The organism is Streptomyces sp. NBC_01341 (genome assembly GCF_035946055.1).
Lineage (GTDB): Bacteria > Actinomycetota > Actinomycetes > Streptomycetales > Streptomycetaceae > Streptomyces.
Map to the genome: position 1 here is coordinate 2,821,142 of NZ_CP108364.1, position 16,881 is coordinate 2,838,022.

A 16,881-nucleotide genomic window follows, 5' to 3' on the forward strand; every position below is an offset into this window, starting at 1 on the left:
GGCCGGGCATCCGGCCGCGGAGCTCGTCGGCCCGGGTGCCTGGTGGAGCTTCGCGTCAGCCGCCGTCCCAGGGCAGCTTCGACGGGCGGCGGTGCCACCACCAGCCACGGTCGGCGACCGCGGAGCCCGACCCGGTGAGACGGCCGAGCAGCGCACCGGAGTCGGCGTCCGTGCCGCGCCGGAAGACCGCGTCGAGCTCCGCGACGGCGCTCCCGAGCCGCTCCCGCTCCGGGCCGGCGGCGGCTCCCAGTTCCTCGAGACGGTCACGGGTGCGGAGATCTTCGGCGTACAGCTCGAAGGGGTAGCGCCCGTCCGGCAGCCACCCGGCGTCGATACGGCGCACCAGGCGCTCCCAGAGCAGCAGCGCCTCGCGGGCACGGTTCACCGTGCCCGTCGCCGGCGCCTCGCCGTCCGGGTCGGCCGCGGCGGCGAACGAGTCGGTGACGGGCGTCTCCCACCGCTCCGCGCGCAGCGCCTCGGCGAGCACCTCGACCCGGGCCGCCGGGAGCTGCCCCATCGGGGCGTCCACGGCGTCGACCACCAGGCACGGGGGGCCGTCGCCGTCGCCTTCGTCCGCCTCCAGCAGACGGGCCCGCGCGAGGGCCCCGTCCGGGCCCACCGCCCAGTACGCGGAGGGGGCGGTTTCCTGCGCGGGGTACAGGACCGTCGTACCGAGCCGCGACGCGAGCCGCAGGGCCGCCCCGGCCTCGGACGGCGCGGCCGCCACCGCGCCCGACACGGAGACGTCCCAGGAGAGCGCCAGATCTCCGGCGACGGAGCGGTGGGTGCAGAGCACCGGCGCGTCCCAGTTCCGGTCGTCCGGCTGCCCCGCGTCCTCGTCGGCGACGTCCACCCCACGGACCGGGACACCGATCGCTTCGGCCAGCGCCGCCGCCATGGCCTGCGGCGCGGGCCGGTGCACGGTCAGGAAGTTGTAGATCGCCGTCACGAATAGGTCCCGTCGTAAACCTTCTTGGCTTTCTCGACCACCTCAGGATGGTCGGCAAAGCGGGGGTTCCTTGTCAAAGCGGGAGAATCGGCCTTTCCGCCCGCCCTGGCGATCTCCTTGAGCGCCGCGTACTCGTTCCTGTCGAGTTCGACGAGGCCCTTGCCGGAGATCGGGAAGGTGCGGCCGTTCTCCTCCACCCCGTACTTGCGCCCGTTGATCTCGTAGGCACTGCCGTTGTCGACAAGCTTGGCCCTGCCTTCCGCGATCCCCTTGACGTCGTTCTGGATGTCCGCCTCGTTGCCCTTGAGGATGACCGTGTTCTTCTCCTTCACCATGCCGTTCCTGGCGCCGGAGACGGTGTGCCGGGGATGCGGGGGCTTGAGCTTCTTGCCCGCCGCCGGGCCCTTGACGCTCGGGTCGGTCTCGAACTCGCAGTCGTTGTTGTGGACCAGCGCCGCGGCCGTGCCCACGCCCACGTAATAGGCGTGGACGCCCTCGACCGAGAGGTCGTACGTCGTCTGCCGCTGCGTGTGACGGGACACCGCCGTGACCCGGAGGGACGTGCCGTCGGGCAGCCGCAGCCGTTCCCCGGTCACGATGTCGCCCGCGTCCACCCAGCGTCCGCTGCCGGTGACCCAGAAGGGGTGCGTGTCCGTCGCGGTGATCCGCCCGGCGGAGGTGCTCAGCCGGGTGAAGTGCTTGTCGGCGTGCGTGGTGAACGTCTCCGTCACCCGCCGCACCTCGGACACACCGCGTACCGGATCGGTGGCGAGCACCCCGTCCCCGGCCCGCACGGACTGGATGGGAACCCGCCTGCCGTCCGCGACGAGCACCGGGGTGCCGGGCGGGAAGCTGTGACTGACGGGGCACGAGGTGGGTTTGTCGTCCGGCTTGCCGTCCTTCTCGGGCGGGTCCTTCTTCTCGGCGTCCAGCTTCTTCCGCGCGTCCGCGAGCTTCTTCTCGGCGTCCTTGACCTTCTTGCGGTTCTTGACCAGGTTCTTCAACCCGTCGTACAGATCGCCGCCGTGCTTCTTGAGCGCCTGGATGAGCTTGGCGGCCTTCTTCCACTTCCACGGCGCCCCGTACTTCGCGGCGAGCTTCCCGACCGCACCCCCGACCAGACTCAGCAGGACGTTGATCAGAGTCTCCGTGCAGGCGCCCATGTCGCCCTTGGTGATGCAGTCCAGGGCGTCGGTGATCCCGAGCTCCTCGGCCAGGATCTTGGCGAGCTCCTTCGCGGCCTCCAACGCCTGGTCGGAGCTGCTCTTCTCCGCCTTCCGCGCGTCCTGGAGCTCCTTCAGCGCGGCGTCGTAGTCGATCTGCGCCGGCGACCCGGTCGTGCCGTCGTCGGACGCCGGCGTGCCGTCCCCGGGCGAGCCCTGCGCTTCGTTCGCGCCGCCGCCCCCGCCGCAGTCACCGCCTCCGCCGATCCGGCACACCTGGGCGCTGATCTTCTCCGACAGTTCGGCGCCGATGCCCGTGGCGACGAGGGCGCCGACGATCGCCACGACGACCATGACGAGGCCGAGGTACTCGATCGCGCCCTGACCGCGCTGCCCGCGCTGCCCGCGACACGACCGGCGCAGCCCCAGCAGGCGCGCCTCCGTACGCGGAACCGAGCGCCGCGGCAGGCGGCGCGAACGACGACGTGCAACCCCCGGACCAGACATGGCATCGACGCTAACGGCCGTCAGGCGCACCGGTCTTGGGCCCACGGACCCAACCTCGGCCCGGTCGGCACCCAAAGCGGGTGTCTCGGTTGACAGCCCTCAGTCGAGCGATGTCATCACACCGGCCCCGTCCCCGCTCCCCCACTCGAACGCCCCCTGGCCTGCGCACCCGGGCACGTACCCCTGGGTCCCCCGGCAGGGCGTCGAGAGCAGGCCGGAGCGAGCGGCGCGGGGCGTACGGCCGGGTGCGGGATGGCGACCGAGGATGAGGTCGACAAACCTTATACAGGTGCACAGTTGGGCCTGTGTTTGGGGCCGGGGGCCCAGGTCGGGCACCCCATCCCGGTCGTACGCTCACCCCCGTCGGACGACGGAGCAGGTGACGGCGAGAGGGCGGACCGTGAGCGGTGGCAGCGATTGGGGAGACCGGGTGCCGGGTCACATACCGCCGGGGGCCGCCGGTGGCCCCGGCGGCGGGGGCGGGTGGTTCTTCCCCCTGAGCCGCGGCTGGGCGGCCGGGGCCCTCGTCTACGTCGTCTCCGGGTTCCTGGTGACGCGGGCACTCGTCGAGACGCTCGCCACCGACGAACGCCTCGGACAGTTCGGCTGGCGGCTCGCGCTGCTGCACCTTCCCGGTGTCCTCGTCACCGTGCTGACGGTGCTGGCGAGCGCCCGCGCCCTGCCCGGCCGGCAGCGCGGCTCACGCGTCCCGTACCTGCTCGGCACGCTCGCCGTCCCGGTCGCCGGACTCGCCTTCGGCTACACGGTGACGTGGGACGTGGTCGGCGCCGAGGGACTGCTGATGCCGGTGGTCGCGATGGCGACGGGCGCCGCCGTGGGGCTCGCTCTGGACCGGCTGCTGGAGGAGCGTGACGACGATCCCGCGTCCGCCCCGACGACGTACAGACGCTCGTACGACTGGCGTGACGACGGGGCCACGGCCACCGAGTACCTCGGCGTCATCGTCCTGGTCGTCGCGCTGGTCGGCGCCCTCGCCATGGCCGGCATCGGGGGCCGGATCGGTGACCGCATCCGCTGCGCCATCACCTCGCTGACCGGGGGCGGGAGCGGGTGCACGACGGGCGGGGACGGCACGGCGAACCCGAAGACCGACGCCGACTACGAACCGAAGCTCTGCCAGATCTCGAACCTCTCCGACACCGCGGGCGGCAAGGTCAAGATCGGCTGGTTCGAGTGGGGCGAGGAATACGGATTCCAGCAGAAGGTCGCCCAGGCCGCCACCGACGTGAACGGGGACGGAAAGGTCGACGAGAACGACAAGCTCGTCTACATGACGTTCACCGACGCGGCCTCCGCGGGGGTCAACGCCAGCACTCCGGGGGTGAAGCTCGGCAGCCTGGGCAAGGCGGACGTCGACGTCGGCGGCGGCATCAAGATCACCAACGGTGACACCTGGGTGTTCAGGAGCGAGGCCGACGCCCAGAAGATGCGGGACGACATCGAGGAAATGAAGATGTGGGAGACCTCGATGAAGCACAGCGGCGGCTACGGCGGCGGCTGGTACTCCGGTATGAAGTGGGCGGAGAAGAAGGAGGACATCGAGAAGAAGATCGGTGACAAGAAGATCTCCTACTCGACCATCGGCCTCAACATGTACGCCGACGGCGGTCTCTCCCTCAAGCCGGGTGACGAGGACAAACTGGGCGCCAAGCTCGGCGGGAAGGCCAAGTTCTCGCCGGACGTGACCATCACCAAGGACGACGTCAACGGCAACGAGTCCTCCACCTACACCGCCAAGCTGGAGATCGAGGGCAAGGTCGGCGGCAACGCCGGTCCGCTCGGCAGCACGGCCGGCGCGAAGGACACCCACACGGGCGCCATCACCGTGACCCGCGACCAGAAGACCGGGAAGATCGTCCGGATCGACATGACGAAGACGGTGGAGAAGACCTCGACGTCCGACAAGGGCGAAGCCGGCGGGGACAACGGTCAGAAGGACAAGGACAAGCGGGGAGGCAAGGGCGGGATCACCGACTCCTCCGGCGACACCGGAATCGAGGTGCAGACGAACTCGATCGTCTTCGGCAAGGAGACCGACCGGGCCACGGAGGACAAGCGGGCCATAGCCGAGCAGTGGCTGGACGGATCCGGCAACAACACCGCACCCTTCGAGTACATGTTCGGCGACAACTCCCTGCAGCAGAAGCCCGCAGGGACGGACCCCTTCCAGCAGACGATGTTCCGGGACGGCCTGTCCAGCACGCTGCGGTACCTCGGCGAGACCGACGCCCAGGAGTTCGGGTTCGAGGTCTCACTGGGTATGAGCCTCGGGTTCTCCATCTCGGACGAACACAAGAAGGAGTCACTGACGGACGCGCGGTTCCTCGGAGCTCCGCAGGGCGACAAGCGCGCCTACCTCCCGTACAGCTACTGCGCGCAGTGAACGCGCGCGACCAAGGGGCGATGACGTTGACGAAGTCCAAGGCGCTCGGCACGGCTGTGACAGCGGCTCTCGGCCTGACCCTGCTCGGCGGATGCGGCGGCACGGACACCGCGTCGGTCCCGGACGGCTGGGGGACGCTGGACACCGCAAGCGTGTCCGTCGGCTACCCGAAGGACCAGGGGTACGCCGTCCAGCCCGCCGCGGAGCGCAGTGAGGCCAACGCGGCTGTGGCGCTGAAGAAGGAGAAGGGGCTGCGCACGGGCATGGTCTCCGTCCAGCTGGACTTCGCCACCGGCGTCGACGACGCCGACGAGGCCGCCGCCGCGGCCGGCGCGGGGATCGGCCTGGGCACGACCCGGAAGGGCACCCGCGACGTGCGTCTCGCGGGCGAGGAGAGCGCCCGTGAGGCACGCAGGATCGACTACGAGTTCACCTCCTCGGGGGGGCAGTCGACCCCGGCGAAGGGGACCAGGATGACAGGGGTCGTGGTGGCCGGGGTCGACTCGAAGGACGTACCGTTCGCCATCCGGGTCAACGCGGTGAAGGGCGCCCTGAGCCCCGCCGACCTGGACGCGTTCGTCAAGTCCATCACGGTCAAGTAAACGCCTGCGGAGCCTCGTTCATGGACGTACTGCCCGGTGGCACGGCCACCTTCCTCCTGCTGTTCGGCCTGTTCCTGGGCGCGTTCGCGGTCCGCTCCGGCCTCCGGCTCGCCCGGGTGCTGCGACTGGTCCGGCGCGGCGAACGCGCCGAGGGCCGGTGCGCGCGGCGGCGTGTGATCGACCGGGGCCCGGACATGGAGAACCGCTACCGCACGGAGTACGTCTTCGCCTTCCGCGCCCCGGACGGCCAGGAGGTGGAGTTCACCGACCATGCCCCCGGCCCCTTCGGCTTCGAGGTCGGGGCGCCGGTCCGCGTCTCGTACGACCCCGCGGACCCGGCCCGCCGGGCGACGGTGGCGGGGCCGGGCTCCTGGGGCCCGATACTGATGCCGACCGTGTTCGCCGTGGTGCTGGGGCTGTTCTCGCTGGGGCTGCTGGCGGGTTTCGCGGCGATGCGGTTCTGAGCGCGGCCGGCGGCGGGGCTGCCGGCCGGTTTCGTGGTGCCGCGCTGTCCGGTTCTGCGGTGACGCACTCCTGACGTCCGACCGTCAGAGCTTGTCCCGGTCGCGAGGCGTGGCGAGTGGCTCCAGCGCGCCCGCGGCCCGCAGCGACGCGTTGACGTCGATCACGGTCCCGGCCGGCGCCGGCCGCGCGCCGCCCCGGGTCAGGTCGATGACCAGCCCGCCGTTCGCGACCGGGGTGTACGCGCCCGGCAGCCCCTCCGGAGCGAGGGCCGCCCGCCGCTCGGAGAGGAAGACCGCCCGGCCGCAGCGGGGGTCGGAGTTCTCCAGGCCGAAGTGGTCCGCCACCACCCTGTACAGCGCCTTGTCGTACACCTGCCCGGCGTCGATGTCCCACTCCTCACCGAGGATCGCCAGGATCTCGGGGGTGCGCCGGATGACGTCCGCGTCCTCGTCCACGGTGCGTGAGCGGAAGGAGACCGAGACGGAGTGGGTGACGTACGTCGACGAGCCCCCCGCGCGGAAGGCCGACGTCACCTTCGCCGCACCCGAGTTGTGCGCCCACAGGGACGCCCCGTACCCCACCACGTCGAGGTCCGGACCGGTGTTCTCCCGTACGACGTAGTCGGTGAGCGCCGCGACTGAAGGCGTCAGCGGCGGGTCGGCCGGAACGCCGTCCCCCGCCTCGTGCCACCCGTGGAACGTCCCGGCGTCCAGCTCCCCGAGCCGCACCAGCGTGGCGTACCACCGCTCGGCGATCGCCGGCGGGCCCTCATCGCGGGCGCCCCAGAAACCGTTGACGACGACGTTCAGCACGACGCTCCCCTCGCCCTTCTCCACCGCACCGCCGGCACGCGCCTCCGCCGGTGCCTCACCCCGTCACATCGTCAGGCGTGTTGATGACCTTAACGTTGATGCCCCGCTCCTCGAAGAGCTCCCGCGCCGCCTCGGCGACGTCCGGGTCGGACAGGTGCCACTCGACAGGCTTGCCCCGGGCCGCGTCCACCTGCCGGGTCGCCTGGTCCGCCCAGCGCTGCTGGACCTTCGGGGTGAGCTCCCCGGTCTCGGCGTTGTAGAAGTCCTTGCCCCGGTAGCCGTACTTCGCCTCCAGGTAGGTACCGCGCGCGGCGTCCCAGCCGTCGAAGTCGACCGGCTTCCCCGTGAGCTTGTCGAGCGGGACCTGGTACTCCTTGCCGCGGGTCACCTTGGAGATCTGCTCCTGGTAGCGCGCGCCCATCTCGGTCGGGTAGTTCCAGACGCCGGGCTTGATCTTCGTCCAGGCGCCTGTGCCACCGTCCTTCGAACCGGCCCGGGGGTTCCTGAGATCCTTGTACCAGGCCGGCTTGGGCTGGTTCCTGGCCCTCTCCAGCTCCTTCTTCCGCTTGGCCTCGGCAGCGGCCTTCTTCGCCTCGTCGGCCTGCCTCTGCGCCTCTTCGGCGGCTGCCTTCTTCTCGGGGTCCACCTCGTCGCACCGCTCGGTACGGAACCCGACGCGCACCGAGGCGCGCGCGGCCGCCATGACGCCGGTGCCACTGCCGGGGACCCCGACCGTGCCGGTACGCGTACCGGGGTGGCCGTCCGTGCCCGTCCCGCCATCGCCGCCGTCGCCGTACGGCACGCGCAGGAGGCCGCCCAGTCCGACGGTGCAGCCGGTCAGGCCCGCCTCGTCCGCGGCGTCGTCCGCGTGCTTCTGCGCATCGGCGGCGGCCTTCCCGGCGCCCTCCACATCGCCGGCCTTGGCGGCCTTCCTGGCCTTCGCCGCAGCCTCGGAAGCCTTCTGGGCGACCTCACCCAGCTTTCCGAGCTTGCCCAGTTTGCCGAGCTTCCCCACCTTGCCGACGAGCTTGGCCTCGCCGTAACCGGGGATGAAGAGGGAGCCGATGTTCCAGAGGCCGGTGCCGATGGCCTGGCCCTCGTTCCCGTCCTTCCACTGGTCCCGCACCTCGTCGCCGATGAAGACGTCGTCGAGGACCTTCAGGCCGGTGCCGCCGCTGGCCTTGGTCCAGTCCCAGGCGGCCCCGAGGTAGTCACCGTCGGACCACTTGTCGCCGGCGCCCTCCGAGTCCTTGGACCAGCTGTCGCCGAGGCTCTTGCCGTAGTCCATAAGGCCGTTCCACGCCTTGACGGGGTGGATGACCGTGTCGAACGTGCCGGTGACATCACCCCACAGGCCGTCGGCGAAGACGCCCGTGAAGAACCCGCCAGTCTGGTGCCCGGCGCAGGAGAAGAACGCGCCCACGCCCGAGGTGCAGCTCTCGCCGCCCTTCTCCTCGTCACCACCGCCGCCCCCCGGATCGCCGCCGTCCGCGCCGCCCGAGTCGTCCACGTCGTCGCCGTCGTCCCCGACCTGCACGGCCCCGGGGTCACCGCTGGAGCCGTCGGTGGAACCACCCGAGGCGGCTCCACCGGTGGCAGAACCGCCGCCGGTGGTGCCGGTGGTGGTGGTGCCGGGGGTGGTGCTGCCGGTGGTTCCCCCGCTGGTGCCCCCACCGCCGCCGGTTCCCCCGCTGGTGCCCCCACCGCCGCCGGTTCCCCCGCTGGTGCCCGCGTCCGTACCACCCGCCCCCGTACCCCCCGAGGCGGCTCCACCTGCGCCCGTACCCGCCGAGGCTGCGCCGCCGCTCGCCCCCGTACCGCCGGGATCGCCGCCCTCGGGAACGCCCTCCCCGTCGGAGTCGGATCCGTCGCCCGCGACGACCTCGCCCCCGCCGGGCGCAGGGCATGCGCTGCCGGTCAGTTCGCAGATGGCGCTGCGCATCCCCCCGGCCACCTGGCCGCCGATCCCGGTCGCCAGGAGGCCGCCGATGATGGCGACGACGATCACGATCAGGCCCAGGTACTCCGTCGCCGTCTGGCCCCCGTCCCGGCGCCACCGGATCAACCGCGGGAGGCTGAACGGCCGGTGCGCGACGCGCTGCGCGACCGGCACATCGAACCAGTCGCGCGAGCTGCGGCGCAGCAGCAGGATCAGGCCGACGACCGGGATCACCAGCTGCGGTACGCCCCGCGCGCCGCCGTCCCCGCCCAGCGTCGCCAGCGCGCCGAGCAGGAACCACGTCTGTACGGCGACGAGACCGCGCCAGATCCAGATGTCCCCGGAACGTACGTACGCCGACAGCGCGAGCCCCGCCACGCCCGGCAGCGCCGCGTACAGCAGGAGTCCGAGCAGCTCTCCGTCGATGGCGTCGACCGATGCGGCCTGGAGGAGTACGCCGACGCCCCCGACGACCGTGAACACGAACAGCGTCCGGACGAGGAGCAGCACCACCCACAACGGCCGTGGCAGCGGGACCCCACCCGCCGGAGCCGAGAGCCCGCCGACGCCCCCCGATGCCGCAAATCCCCCTGTGCCAGACACTCCGGCCCCCAACCAGGCGCTGTGAGGCGAGAGTTCACCCGCCCGGTCCATCGGACCACGGCGGGGTGGCGGGAAGCATGGGCCCCAGGGCCCAAAAAGAGCCCGTTGTCCACAGCCCTGTGCGGCCCGCGCCCGGATCGTGGATCGTTGGCCCATGAGCCGCACGGACGCCTGGAAGCCCCCGCACGCCCCGGAGACGCGCGCCCAGCGCCGTGACCGCGAGTTACGGAAGCTGACCGCCCTGGCGTCCGGCGGCATCCTCCTCGTGTCGGAGGCGGTGGCCGCCGGCTGGCCGCCCCGGCTGCTGAACCGGCGTCTGCACACGGGCGGCTGGCAGCGGGTCCATCAGGGCGCGTGGGCTGCTCCCGGCCGCCTGGTGGACTGGCTGACCCGCGCCTGGGTCGCGCAGAAGCTGCAGCCGCACCTGGTCTGCAGTCACCGGACCGCTGCCGCACTGCACCTCGTGGAACTGCTGGGGCAGCCGTGCCCGGAGGCCCAGTTCACCGACCCGCGCCCCGGCGTGTACCGCCGCCCGGGCCTCCGCGTGCACCGCGCGGCACTCGGCCCGGCCGACCGGACGGTGCGCCGCGGGCTGTGCACGACCACTCCGGCCCGCACGGTCGGCGACCTCATAAGGTGCCTCCCGCGCGACGAGGCCGTCGTCGCCGCCGACTCGGCGCTCAGCGCCCGTACGGTACGCGGGGTCCGGCGCCCCCCGCTGCTCGACACGGCCGCCCTGCGGACCGAGCTGGCCACCCGCCGCGCGGGCGCCGCCCGTGCCCGCGCCTGGCTGCCCCTTCTCGATCCCCGGTCCGGCTCCCCCGCCGAGACCGTCGCGCGCCTCCGCCTGCACGACGCGGGCCTGCACCCCGTCACTCAGGCCGTCCTGTGCACCCCGTCGGGCCGCAGCCTCCGCCCCGACTTCCTCTTCCCCGCCCAGGGTCTGGTGGTCGAGATCGAGGGCTGGGCCTTCCACGGGTCGCGCGAGGCCCACGCCTCCGACCTCCGCCGCTTCAACGCACTGCAGAGCTGCCCGGAGGTCCGCCGCATCCTGCGGTTCACCGCCAACGAGGTCTTCCACCACCCGGACCGCTTCATCGCCGAGGTCCGCGCCGCCCTCGCCTTGACCGCCGGACTGGAGAACTGACCTGACGGAGGCCGGGGTTAGTGAGGGGGGGTGGCAGGGGGTGGCAGCGGGCGGCAGGGGGGTGACAGGGGGGTGACAGGGGGCGGAAGCGGCCCGGTGGGGCGGCATACGACTCCGCCGACCGCTGGAGCGTCTCGCGCGCAAGCGCGCACAGCGGCAGCAACGACAGGGTGGGCAGCAGGTCCGTCGCCACCTGCGCGTCCCAGCCACCGGGGCGTCCCAGCCACCCGGGGCGTCCCAGCCACCCGGGGCGCCGGGCCGGGCTCCCCCTTCCCGGCACGGGCGCGCAGCCGGGCCGCCGCACTGCAGAGGGGAGAACTGCCAAGCGGTAGGGGTTTCGGCCCGTCCCGAACGGCCCCGCTTGGAGCGCTTTCGTCTGAACTCCCCCCGTTACCGTCTTCGTGGCCCTGAAACAGGGCTCCCGGCCTCCGGCCCCGGTATGACTCGGTCCCCCAGTCGATGATGATCGAAAAGGTGGTGTCGCCGGTGCCGGAGGCATTGGCAGACCGCTGATTAGAGGCACGAGCGCCCTTGGGCAGTCTCTTCGTAACGTGGATGCCGGCACGCTGATGCCGCAGGTGAGGCCGGGGAGAACGCGAGCACGGGAGCGAAGGACATGACGGACGAGAGTGGCATCGACATCTATCTGGGCCTGGACGTCGGGAAGAGCGATCACCACGCCACCGCTGTGAACCGGGCGGGGAAGAAGGTGTTCGACAAGCCGCTGCCCAATAGCGAACCAAGGCTGCGGGAGCTATTCGACAAGCTCCAGGCCAAGCACGGAACGGTACTGGTGGTCGTTGACCAGCCGGCTTCCATCGGGGCCCTGCCGCTGGCGGTCGCCCGGGACGCAGGATGTCAGGTCGCCTACCTGCCCGGACTCACGATGCGGCGGATCGCCGATCTTTACCCTGGCGAGGCGAAAACGGACGCCCGCGACGCGTTCATCATCGCGGACGCCGCCCGAGCGATGCCTCATACCCTGAGGACGATCGATCTCGCGGACGAGACCGTTGCCGAGCTCGCGATGATCGCCGGGTTCGACGATGATCTCGCGGGCGAGTCCACACGGATCGCCAACCGGCTTCGTGGCCTTCTCACCCAGATCCACCCGTCCCTGGAACGAGTCTTGGGACCGCGGATCCAGCACCCGGCCGCGCTCAAGCTGCTGGACCAGTTCGGCTCCCCGGCCCAGATCCGCAAAGCCGGACGCCGTCGCCTCGTGACCCTGATACGTCCCAAGGCACCCAGGATGGCCGAGCGACTGATCGAGGACATCTTCACCGCACTCGACGAACAGACCGTCGTCGTCCCCGGCACCGACGCTGCCGCGCTGATCGTCCCCAGCCTCGCCACTTCACTCCAGTCCGTCCTTGAACAGCGCAAACTCCTCGCTGCCCGGATTGAGGAACTCCTGGACGCCCACCCTCTTTCCCAGGTCCTGATCTCGATGCCCGGCATCGGGATCAGGACCGCGGCCCGCATCCTCATCGACGTCGGCGACGGCAGCGGCTTCGCCACCGCCGGACACCTCGCCGCCTACGCCGGCCTCGCGCCCGTGACCAGGAACTCCGGCTCCTCCATCCGCGGCGAACATCCCTCCCGGCGAGGCAACAAACAACTCAAGAGGGCCTTCTACCTCGCTGCGTTCGCCTCGCTCTCCCAGCCCGAGTCACGCGCTTACTACGACCGCAAACGCCGCGAGGGGAAACACCACATCGCCGCCCTCATCGCACTCGCCCGACGCCGCATCGACGTCCTCTTCGCCATGCTCCGAGACGGAACCTTCTACCAACCACCCACACCAGCAACGGCTTGACGAAAACCATAGAGGCACCTTTTCGCTACTGCGGCAGCACCACCCATGACGTGACGCCCGTATCGGGGGCCTGGGCGGCACGGAGGCCCCAGTCGCCGCCCCAGTCGTCGACGACGGCCGCGAGCAGCCAGAGCGCCCGGCGACGCCGGACCTCGCAGAGGGCGAGGGTGTCCGGGTCCGGGTGGTGGGGGTGCTGGTCCCAGAGGACGAGGCGGAGGGTGCCGTCGCGTCGGCGCAGCGAGAGGTATAGGTCGCGGCCGGGAGTCAGCGCCACGTTGACGGAGATGAGTTCGGTCACGACGTGCGTGACGGGCCATGCGTGGGAACGGAGCCCGTGCGCGGGCAGCGCCGCCGTGACCGCGCGCCGCCCGACCGCCGCGCTGCGGGGATCACCGGGCAGCGTGAGGCTGAGGACGAGCCCCGGGGGTGGGTAGGGGTGCGGCGCCCTCGCCGGGCACAGGACCGTGCGTTGGGGTGGGGGCGAGTACGGGTGCATGGGTGACTCCCGGGTGCGAGGGCCGAGTTGACGGTCACCGCCGCCGCGGCCGAGCTGTGGCCTGTCTCCCTGGCGCGGGCCCACCCCTCCCAGGGCAGGAGCTACGGGCGGGACCGCGCGATGCACTTCGGCTGGGCGCGCAGTGGGTTGCGGTGTGTGAGCCACGGTAGACCCTGAGTGGCACAGGTGTCTCTAATACGGAGGCAATTGCCTCCTTACGAGTGGACCGGGTACCTGACTCAGCGGCAGACTGTGCCTATCGTCGGCGGAAGAAGAGGGCCATGCCGAGCAGTTCCACCCCTACCGAGCGGCAACGGCGCCTCGGCGCCGAGCTCCGAAAGATGCGCACCGCCGCCGAGGCCACGACTGCGTACGCAGCAGGCCTGCTCGGTGTGGACAGGACGAAGATCTCCAACATGGAGGTCGGCGTCCGGCCCGTGGCACCCGAGCGGGTTCGCACACTCGCCTGCAACTATGCGTGCGCCGACGGTCGTTACGTCGACGCGCTCGTGGAGATGGCAGAGCAACGCGAGCGCGGCTGGTGGGAGCAGTACCGGGGCACTCTGCCTTCCGGCCTGCTGGACATCGCCGAGCTCGAATGGAACGCCGTGCGCATCCGTACCGCGCAGACGGTCCACCTTCCGGGGCTGCTCCACACCGATGGGTACGCTCGCGCGGTCTTCGGCGCCGTACTGCCGGCGCTCTCACGACTGGAGGTCGAGCTGCGCGTGGCCCATCGCATGGAGCGGCAGCAGGTGCTGGACCGCGAGAACCCGGTCGACTACGTGGGCTACGTCCATGAAGCCGCGCTGCGGATGCAGTTCGGCGGGCGCGACGTCACCCGAAACCAGCTCGCATACCTGTGCGCGGCATCCGAGCGCGCGAACATCGACCTACGAGTCGTCCCGGTGAGCCGTGGGGCCTTCCCCGGCGCGGGACACGCACTCCTGTACGCGCACGGCGCCGTGCCTCAACTGGACACGGTGCAACTTGACTCCGCGCACGGCCCGGAATTCATGCACGCCGAAGCGCAGCTCACCAAGTACCGAGCCCATCTGGACTGGATGGAGGAAGCGGCGCTGGGCGTCGCTGAGTCACGCGACTTCATCCACGCCGTCGCACGTCAACTTTGAGGAGGCCCACGATGGCCGAGATCGACTGGGAAGACGCCTACTGCGGCGAGGGAAACAACTGTTTCCGGCTGGGGACGGACACCGAAGGTAACGGGTTCATCGCTGTCCTCGGCCAGGAGGATCGTTACCTCACCGACAGCCGCGAGGCCCTCCAGCAGATGATCCGGGACATCAAGGCCGGTAAGGCCGATCACCTGCTGTAGGCGGCATTCCCCTCCGCATGCCCGCCGGCCGGGCGCCTGCGGCGGCTCAGAAGCTGCCAGGCGCCCAGGCCCAGGACCAGCACAGTACCGACGCCGATCCCCGCGAAACCGACCGCTCGCATGGTGGAGTTCGTGCCGCTGCCGGGGACGCTGCTCCCGAGCCCGAACCCGGCCGCCTCCGCGTCACCGTCGTACGGGGGTCCCTGCTGCGCCGTGCCCTCGACGTTGACGTTCAACGTCATGGGGACGCTGCTGGGTACCTTGGGGTCGAGGGTGACCTGGACGTAGTACCAGCCCTGGAACCGCATCGCCGACGCCCCGTCCGTCCCCACCTCGAACCGGTTCGCGTACGCGGCCGGGGCCGTGCCGAGACCGACGCCGGTGGGGGCGCCCGTGTAGCCGGTGCTCTTGTCGGAGACGGGGCCACGGGCCGTGTTGTACAGGGCGAGGCGCAGCCCGTTGACGGTGAAGAAGGATGAGTCCGCCGTGGCGTTGGCCAGCTGGGCCCGCAGGAAGAGCTGCTGGCCCCAGGCGACGGGCACCCGGTAGAAGCGGCTCTCGCCCGGCCGGATGTCATCCCTCCAAATGCCGCCATCCACGGCTGCCGCGTCGTTGAACCCCGTGCCGCCGCTCACCTTCTGCGGAGTGCCGCCGCTGGGTGACGGGGCCTTCGAGCTCCAGCCGGTCGGGGCTGCCGGCTCATCGGCGCCGGGCTTGAGGCCGGGCTCGGCCATGTACGTCAGCTCGATCGGCCACTTCGCTCCGCCGCTGGTCTCCGTACCCGCCCAGGCCACGGTGTAGAGGTACTCCCCTGCCTCCTGGCACGGGGCGCTGCTGTCCTTGATGCGCCGCGACGCGTAGCTCGCGATCGTCCGAGCGGTCTCGCCCCCGAAGTACGCGGCCGGGCTGGAACCGCACGTCGCTCCGTCGGCCGAGGTCAGGGAGACCTGGATGCCGTCGAGGATGCCGCTCTTGCTGCCGGGGGGCGGGGCGAGCACGGTGGAGACGTAGGCGTGGGACGCGTCGTCCAGCCGGACCCGGTAGTGCTTCTTCTGGCCCGGCGCGATGGTGTCCGAGTAGATCTTCGCCTGTTCCAGCTCGGGCCCGTCCACGCTCGACTCCGCGCCGGTGACCGGCACCGATCCTTCGGCCGGCCGGTACGAGCGGGCGGCGCCTCCCGAGGCGTCGTCCTCACGGGGGGCCGCCGTCGCGGCGCTCGGCAGCAGCAGGACACAGAGTGCTGCCGCCACCCCGGCGGCGGCACCACCTCGGGGCCTCGACACGATTCCGATTCCTCTCGTCGGGCACTGGGCCCCGTTCGTACGGCCGTCCGGTGCCCGACCCTACGGCCGCGGGCACCGGACCCCCGGACTGCGTGTCGCTCTACGAGCCGTCGGTGCGCGGGAAGGAGACCTCCACGCGACGGTTCTTCTTGCGGCCCTCTTCGGTGTCGTTGCTGGCGATCGGGTACTGCTCGCCGTAGCCGCGGATCTCGAACGTGACGCTCGGGAGTTTGGTGGCCAGCACCCCCTGTACGGCGTTCGCCCGCTGCTTGGACAGGACGTCGCCGTGGGCGGACGACCCGAGGTTGTCCGTGAAGCCGAAGACGCGCACCTTCGGGGCGTTCTGGGTCTGGATCTCCATGGCGATCGCGTTGATACGGGCCGTGGCCTCGCCGCTCAGCTTGGCGCTGTCCTTGCCGAAGAGGACCTCGGCCTGAAGGGCGAAGGTGATGTCGGCGTTGGTGTCCTCGCGGCGTTCCTCACCGCCCATGTCCTCGACGATGGACTTGATGTCGAGCACGCGGACGTCACCGAGCGTCGCCCCGTCGCCGAGCATGAGCCCGGGCGAGTTGGCGTCGACCTCGACGGGGGGCGAGGCGCTCGGCACGGCGGTGGGGTTGTCGTCCGCCGAGGCCGAGGTGGCACCCCAGAGGGTTGAGGTGCCGAGCACGACCGCCGCGGCGGCGCAGAGGCCGAGACGGCGTCGGAGTGCGCTGCGCGGTGCGGCTGGTGTGGGGGTGAGTAGCTGCATGGCGGTGGTCACCCCGAGATCTTGATCGTCGCGGTGGGCATGGTGGGGATCTGGAAGTCGACCTCTGTGGTGGACTGAGGCGGGGCGGGGAACTGGGCGAAGAACGGAGTCTCTGCTCCGGGCGTCAGGCCTTCGAACTTGGTGCACAGGCAGCGGCCGTCGGTGTCCCGGAGTACGAGGTAGCGCTTCTTGCCAGCTTGATCGACAAGCGACGCGCCGGCCATCGAAGCACCGTTGTTCGCAACTTCCTGCTCCATGCCTTGCCAGCCGGGAGCGGTCCAGATCTGCTTGGATCCGTTCTTCACCCTGCCCTTGACGGTGACGAACCCGCCCGTCTCCCGCTTGACCGAGCTGACAATGGCCTCGACGCCATCCTTACCCTTGATGGAGGCGAGCACCTGGCTCTCGTCGTCCTCGGCCGGTGCGGGAGCTTCGCTCTTCTGGTCGGATGACGAGGACGAAGAGCCCTGCGGCTTGCTCTCGGGCTTGTCCGAACCATCATCGCCACCACAGGCCGTCAGTACGACAGCCATGGCAACGGAGGCGGCAGCGACGGCGGCCCCCTTGAAGCGAATCCGGGTCATGGCTGCACGCATCGGAGTGTT

Annotated in this window: 15 protein-coding genes; 7 read left to right on the plus strand and 8 right to left on the minus strand. The window is 71.0% G+C overall.

Annotated features, from left to right (window positions below; all coding sequences use genetic code 11):
* Positions 1–55 precede the first annotated feature (55 nt).
* Entirely contained in the window at positions 56–949 is an 894-nt protein-coding gene (locus tag OG206_RS12060; RefSeq protein WP_327115183.1) for a hypothetical protein, read from the minus strand.
* Positions 946–2,619: a Hint domain-containing protein gene (locus OG206_RS12065; protein ID WP_327115185.1), complete on the minus strand. Its 1,674-nt coding sequence runs from the start codon at positions 2,617–2,619 to the stop codon at positions 946–948. The genes OG206_RS12060 and OG206_RS12065 overlap by 4 nt, the downstream gene beginning before the upstream one ends.
* A 400-nt stretch (positions 2,620–3,019) precedes the next feature.
* Here OG206_RS12065 and OG206_RS12070 point away from each other — a divergent pair, with 400 nt between their 5' ends.
* Genes OG206_RS12070 through OG206_RS12080 form a run of 3 tightly spaced genes read left to right on the plus strand, consistent with a single transcriptional unit; the run spans position 3,020 to position 6,089 of the window.
* A complete protein-coding gene (locus tag OG206_RS12070; protein WP_327115187.1) occupies positions 3,020–5,023 on the plus strand; it encodes a hypothetical protein in 2,004 nt (667 codons plus the stop codon).
* 20 nt (positions 5,024–5,043) lie between these two features.
* Positions 5,044–5,625, plus strand: coding sequence for a hypothetical protein (locus tag OG206_RS12075; protein ID WP_327115189.1), 582 nt, complete (start codon positions 5,044–5,046; stop codon positions 5,623–5,625).
* A gap of 20 nt (positions 5,626–5,645) precedes the next feature.
* Positions 5,646–6,089: a DUF3592 domain-containing protein gene (locus tag OG206_RS12080; protein WP_327115191.1), complete on the plus strand. Its 444-nt coding sequence runs from the start codon at positions 5,646–5,648 to the stop codon at positions 6,087–6,089.
* A gap of 84 nt (positions 6,090–6,173) precedes the next feature.
* On the opposite strand, the gene OG206_RS12085 is transcribed toward OG206_RS12080, so the two are convergent.
* Together OG206_RS12085 and OG206_RS12090 are read right to left on the minus strand one after the other, a co-directional pair.
* Positions 6,174–6,902 carry an Imm52 family immunity protein gene (locus OG206_RS12085; protein WP_327115194.1) on the minus strand — a complete coding sequence of 243 codons (729 nt, stop codon included), beginning with the start codon at positions 6,900–6,902 and terminating at the stop codon, positions 6,174–6,176.
* A 55-nt stretch (positions 6,903–6,957) separates the two neighbouring features.
* Positions 6,958–9,351, minus strand: a complete 2,394-nt coding sequence (locus OG206_RS12090; protein WP_327115196.1) for a Tox-REase-5 domain-containing protein — start codon at positions 9,349–9,351, stop codon at positions 6,958–6,960.
* 247 nt (positions 9,352–9,598) lie between these two features.
* Between OG206_RS12090 and OG206_RS12095 the strand changes: the two genes are divergently transcribed.
* Both OG206_RS12095 and OG206_RS12100 read left to right on the plus strand, forming a co-directional pair.
* Positions 9,599–10,591: a hypothetical protein gene (locus OG206_RS12095; protein WP_327115198.1), complete on the plus strand. Its 993-nt coding sequence runs from the start codon at positions 9,599–9,601 to the stop codon at positions 10,589–10,591.
* Between the two features lie 616 nt (positions 10,592–11,207).
* On the plus strand, positions 11,208–12,410 hold the full coding sequence (locus OG206_RS12100) for an IS110 family transposase (protein WP_327112822.1): 1,203 nt from the start codon (positions 11,208–11,210) through the stop codon (positions 12,408–12,410).
* Positions 12,411–12,435: 25 nt separating this feature from the next.
* On the opposite strand, the gene OG206_RS12105 is transcribed toward OG206_RS12100, so the two are convergent.
* A complete protein-coding gene (locus tag OG206_RS12105; protein WP_327115200.1) occupies positions 12,436–12,906 on the minus strand; it encodes an ATP-binding protein in 471 nt (156 codons plus the stop codon).
* A 281-nt stretch (positions 12,907–13,187) separates the two neighbouring features.
* Between OG206_RS12105 and OG206_RS12110 the strand changes: the two genes are divergently transcribed.
* Both OG206_RS12110 and OG206_RS12115 read left to right on the plus strand, forming a co-directional pair.
* Positions 13,188–14,039, plus strand: a complete 852-nt coding sequence (locus OG206_RS12110; protein ID WP_327115202.1) for a DUF5753 domain-containing protein — start codon at positions 13,188–13,190, stop codon at positions 14,037–14,039.
* 11 nt (positions 14,040–14,050) lie between these two features.
* Entirely contained in the window at positions 14,051–14,242 is a 192-nt protein-coding gene (locus OG206_RS12115; protein WP_327115204.1) for a hypothetical protein, read from the plus strand.
* Here OG206_RS12115 and OG206_RS12120 read toward each other — a convergent pair.
* The 3 genes from OG206_RS12120 to OG206_RS12130 all read right to left on the minus strand — a co-directional run bounded on the left by OG206_RS12120 (position 14,230) and on the right by OG206_RS12130 (position 16,872).
* On the minus strand, positions 14,230–15,525 hold the full coding sequence (locus tag OG206_RS12120; protein ID WP_327115206.1) for a hypothetical protein: 1,296 nt from the start codon (positions 15,523–15,525) through the stop codon (positions 14,230–14,232). The two genes, OG206_RS12115 and OG206_RS12120, sit on opposite strands and share 13 nt — an antisense overlap.
* Positions 15,526–15,625: 100 nt before the next feature.
* Positions 15,626–16,276, minus strand: coding sequence for an OmpA family protein (locus tag OG206_RS12125; protein ID WP_327122246.1), 651 nt, complete (start codon positions 16,274–16,276; stop codon positions 15,626–15,628).
* 8 nt (positions 16,277–16,284) lie between these two features.
* Positions 16,285–16,872 carry a hypothetical protein gene (locus OG206_RS12130; protein WP_327115208.1) on the minus strand — a complete coding sequence of 196 codons (588 nt, stop codon included), beginning with the start codon at positions 16,870–16,872 and terminating at the stop codon, positions 16,285–16,287.
* Positions 16,873–16,881: the final 9 nt, after the last annotated feature.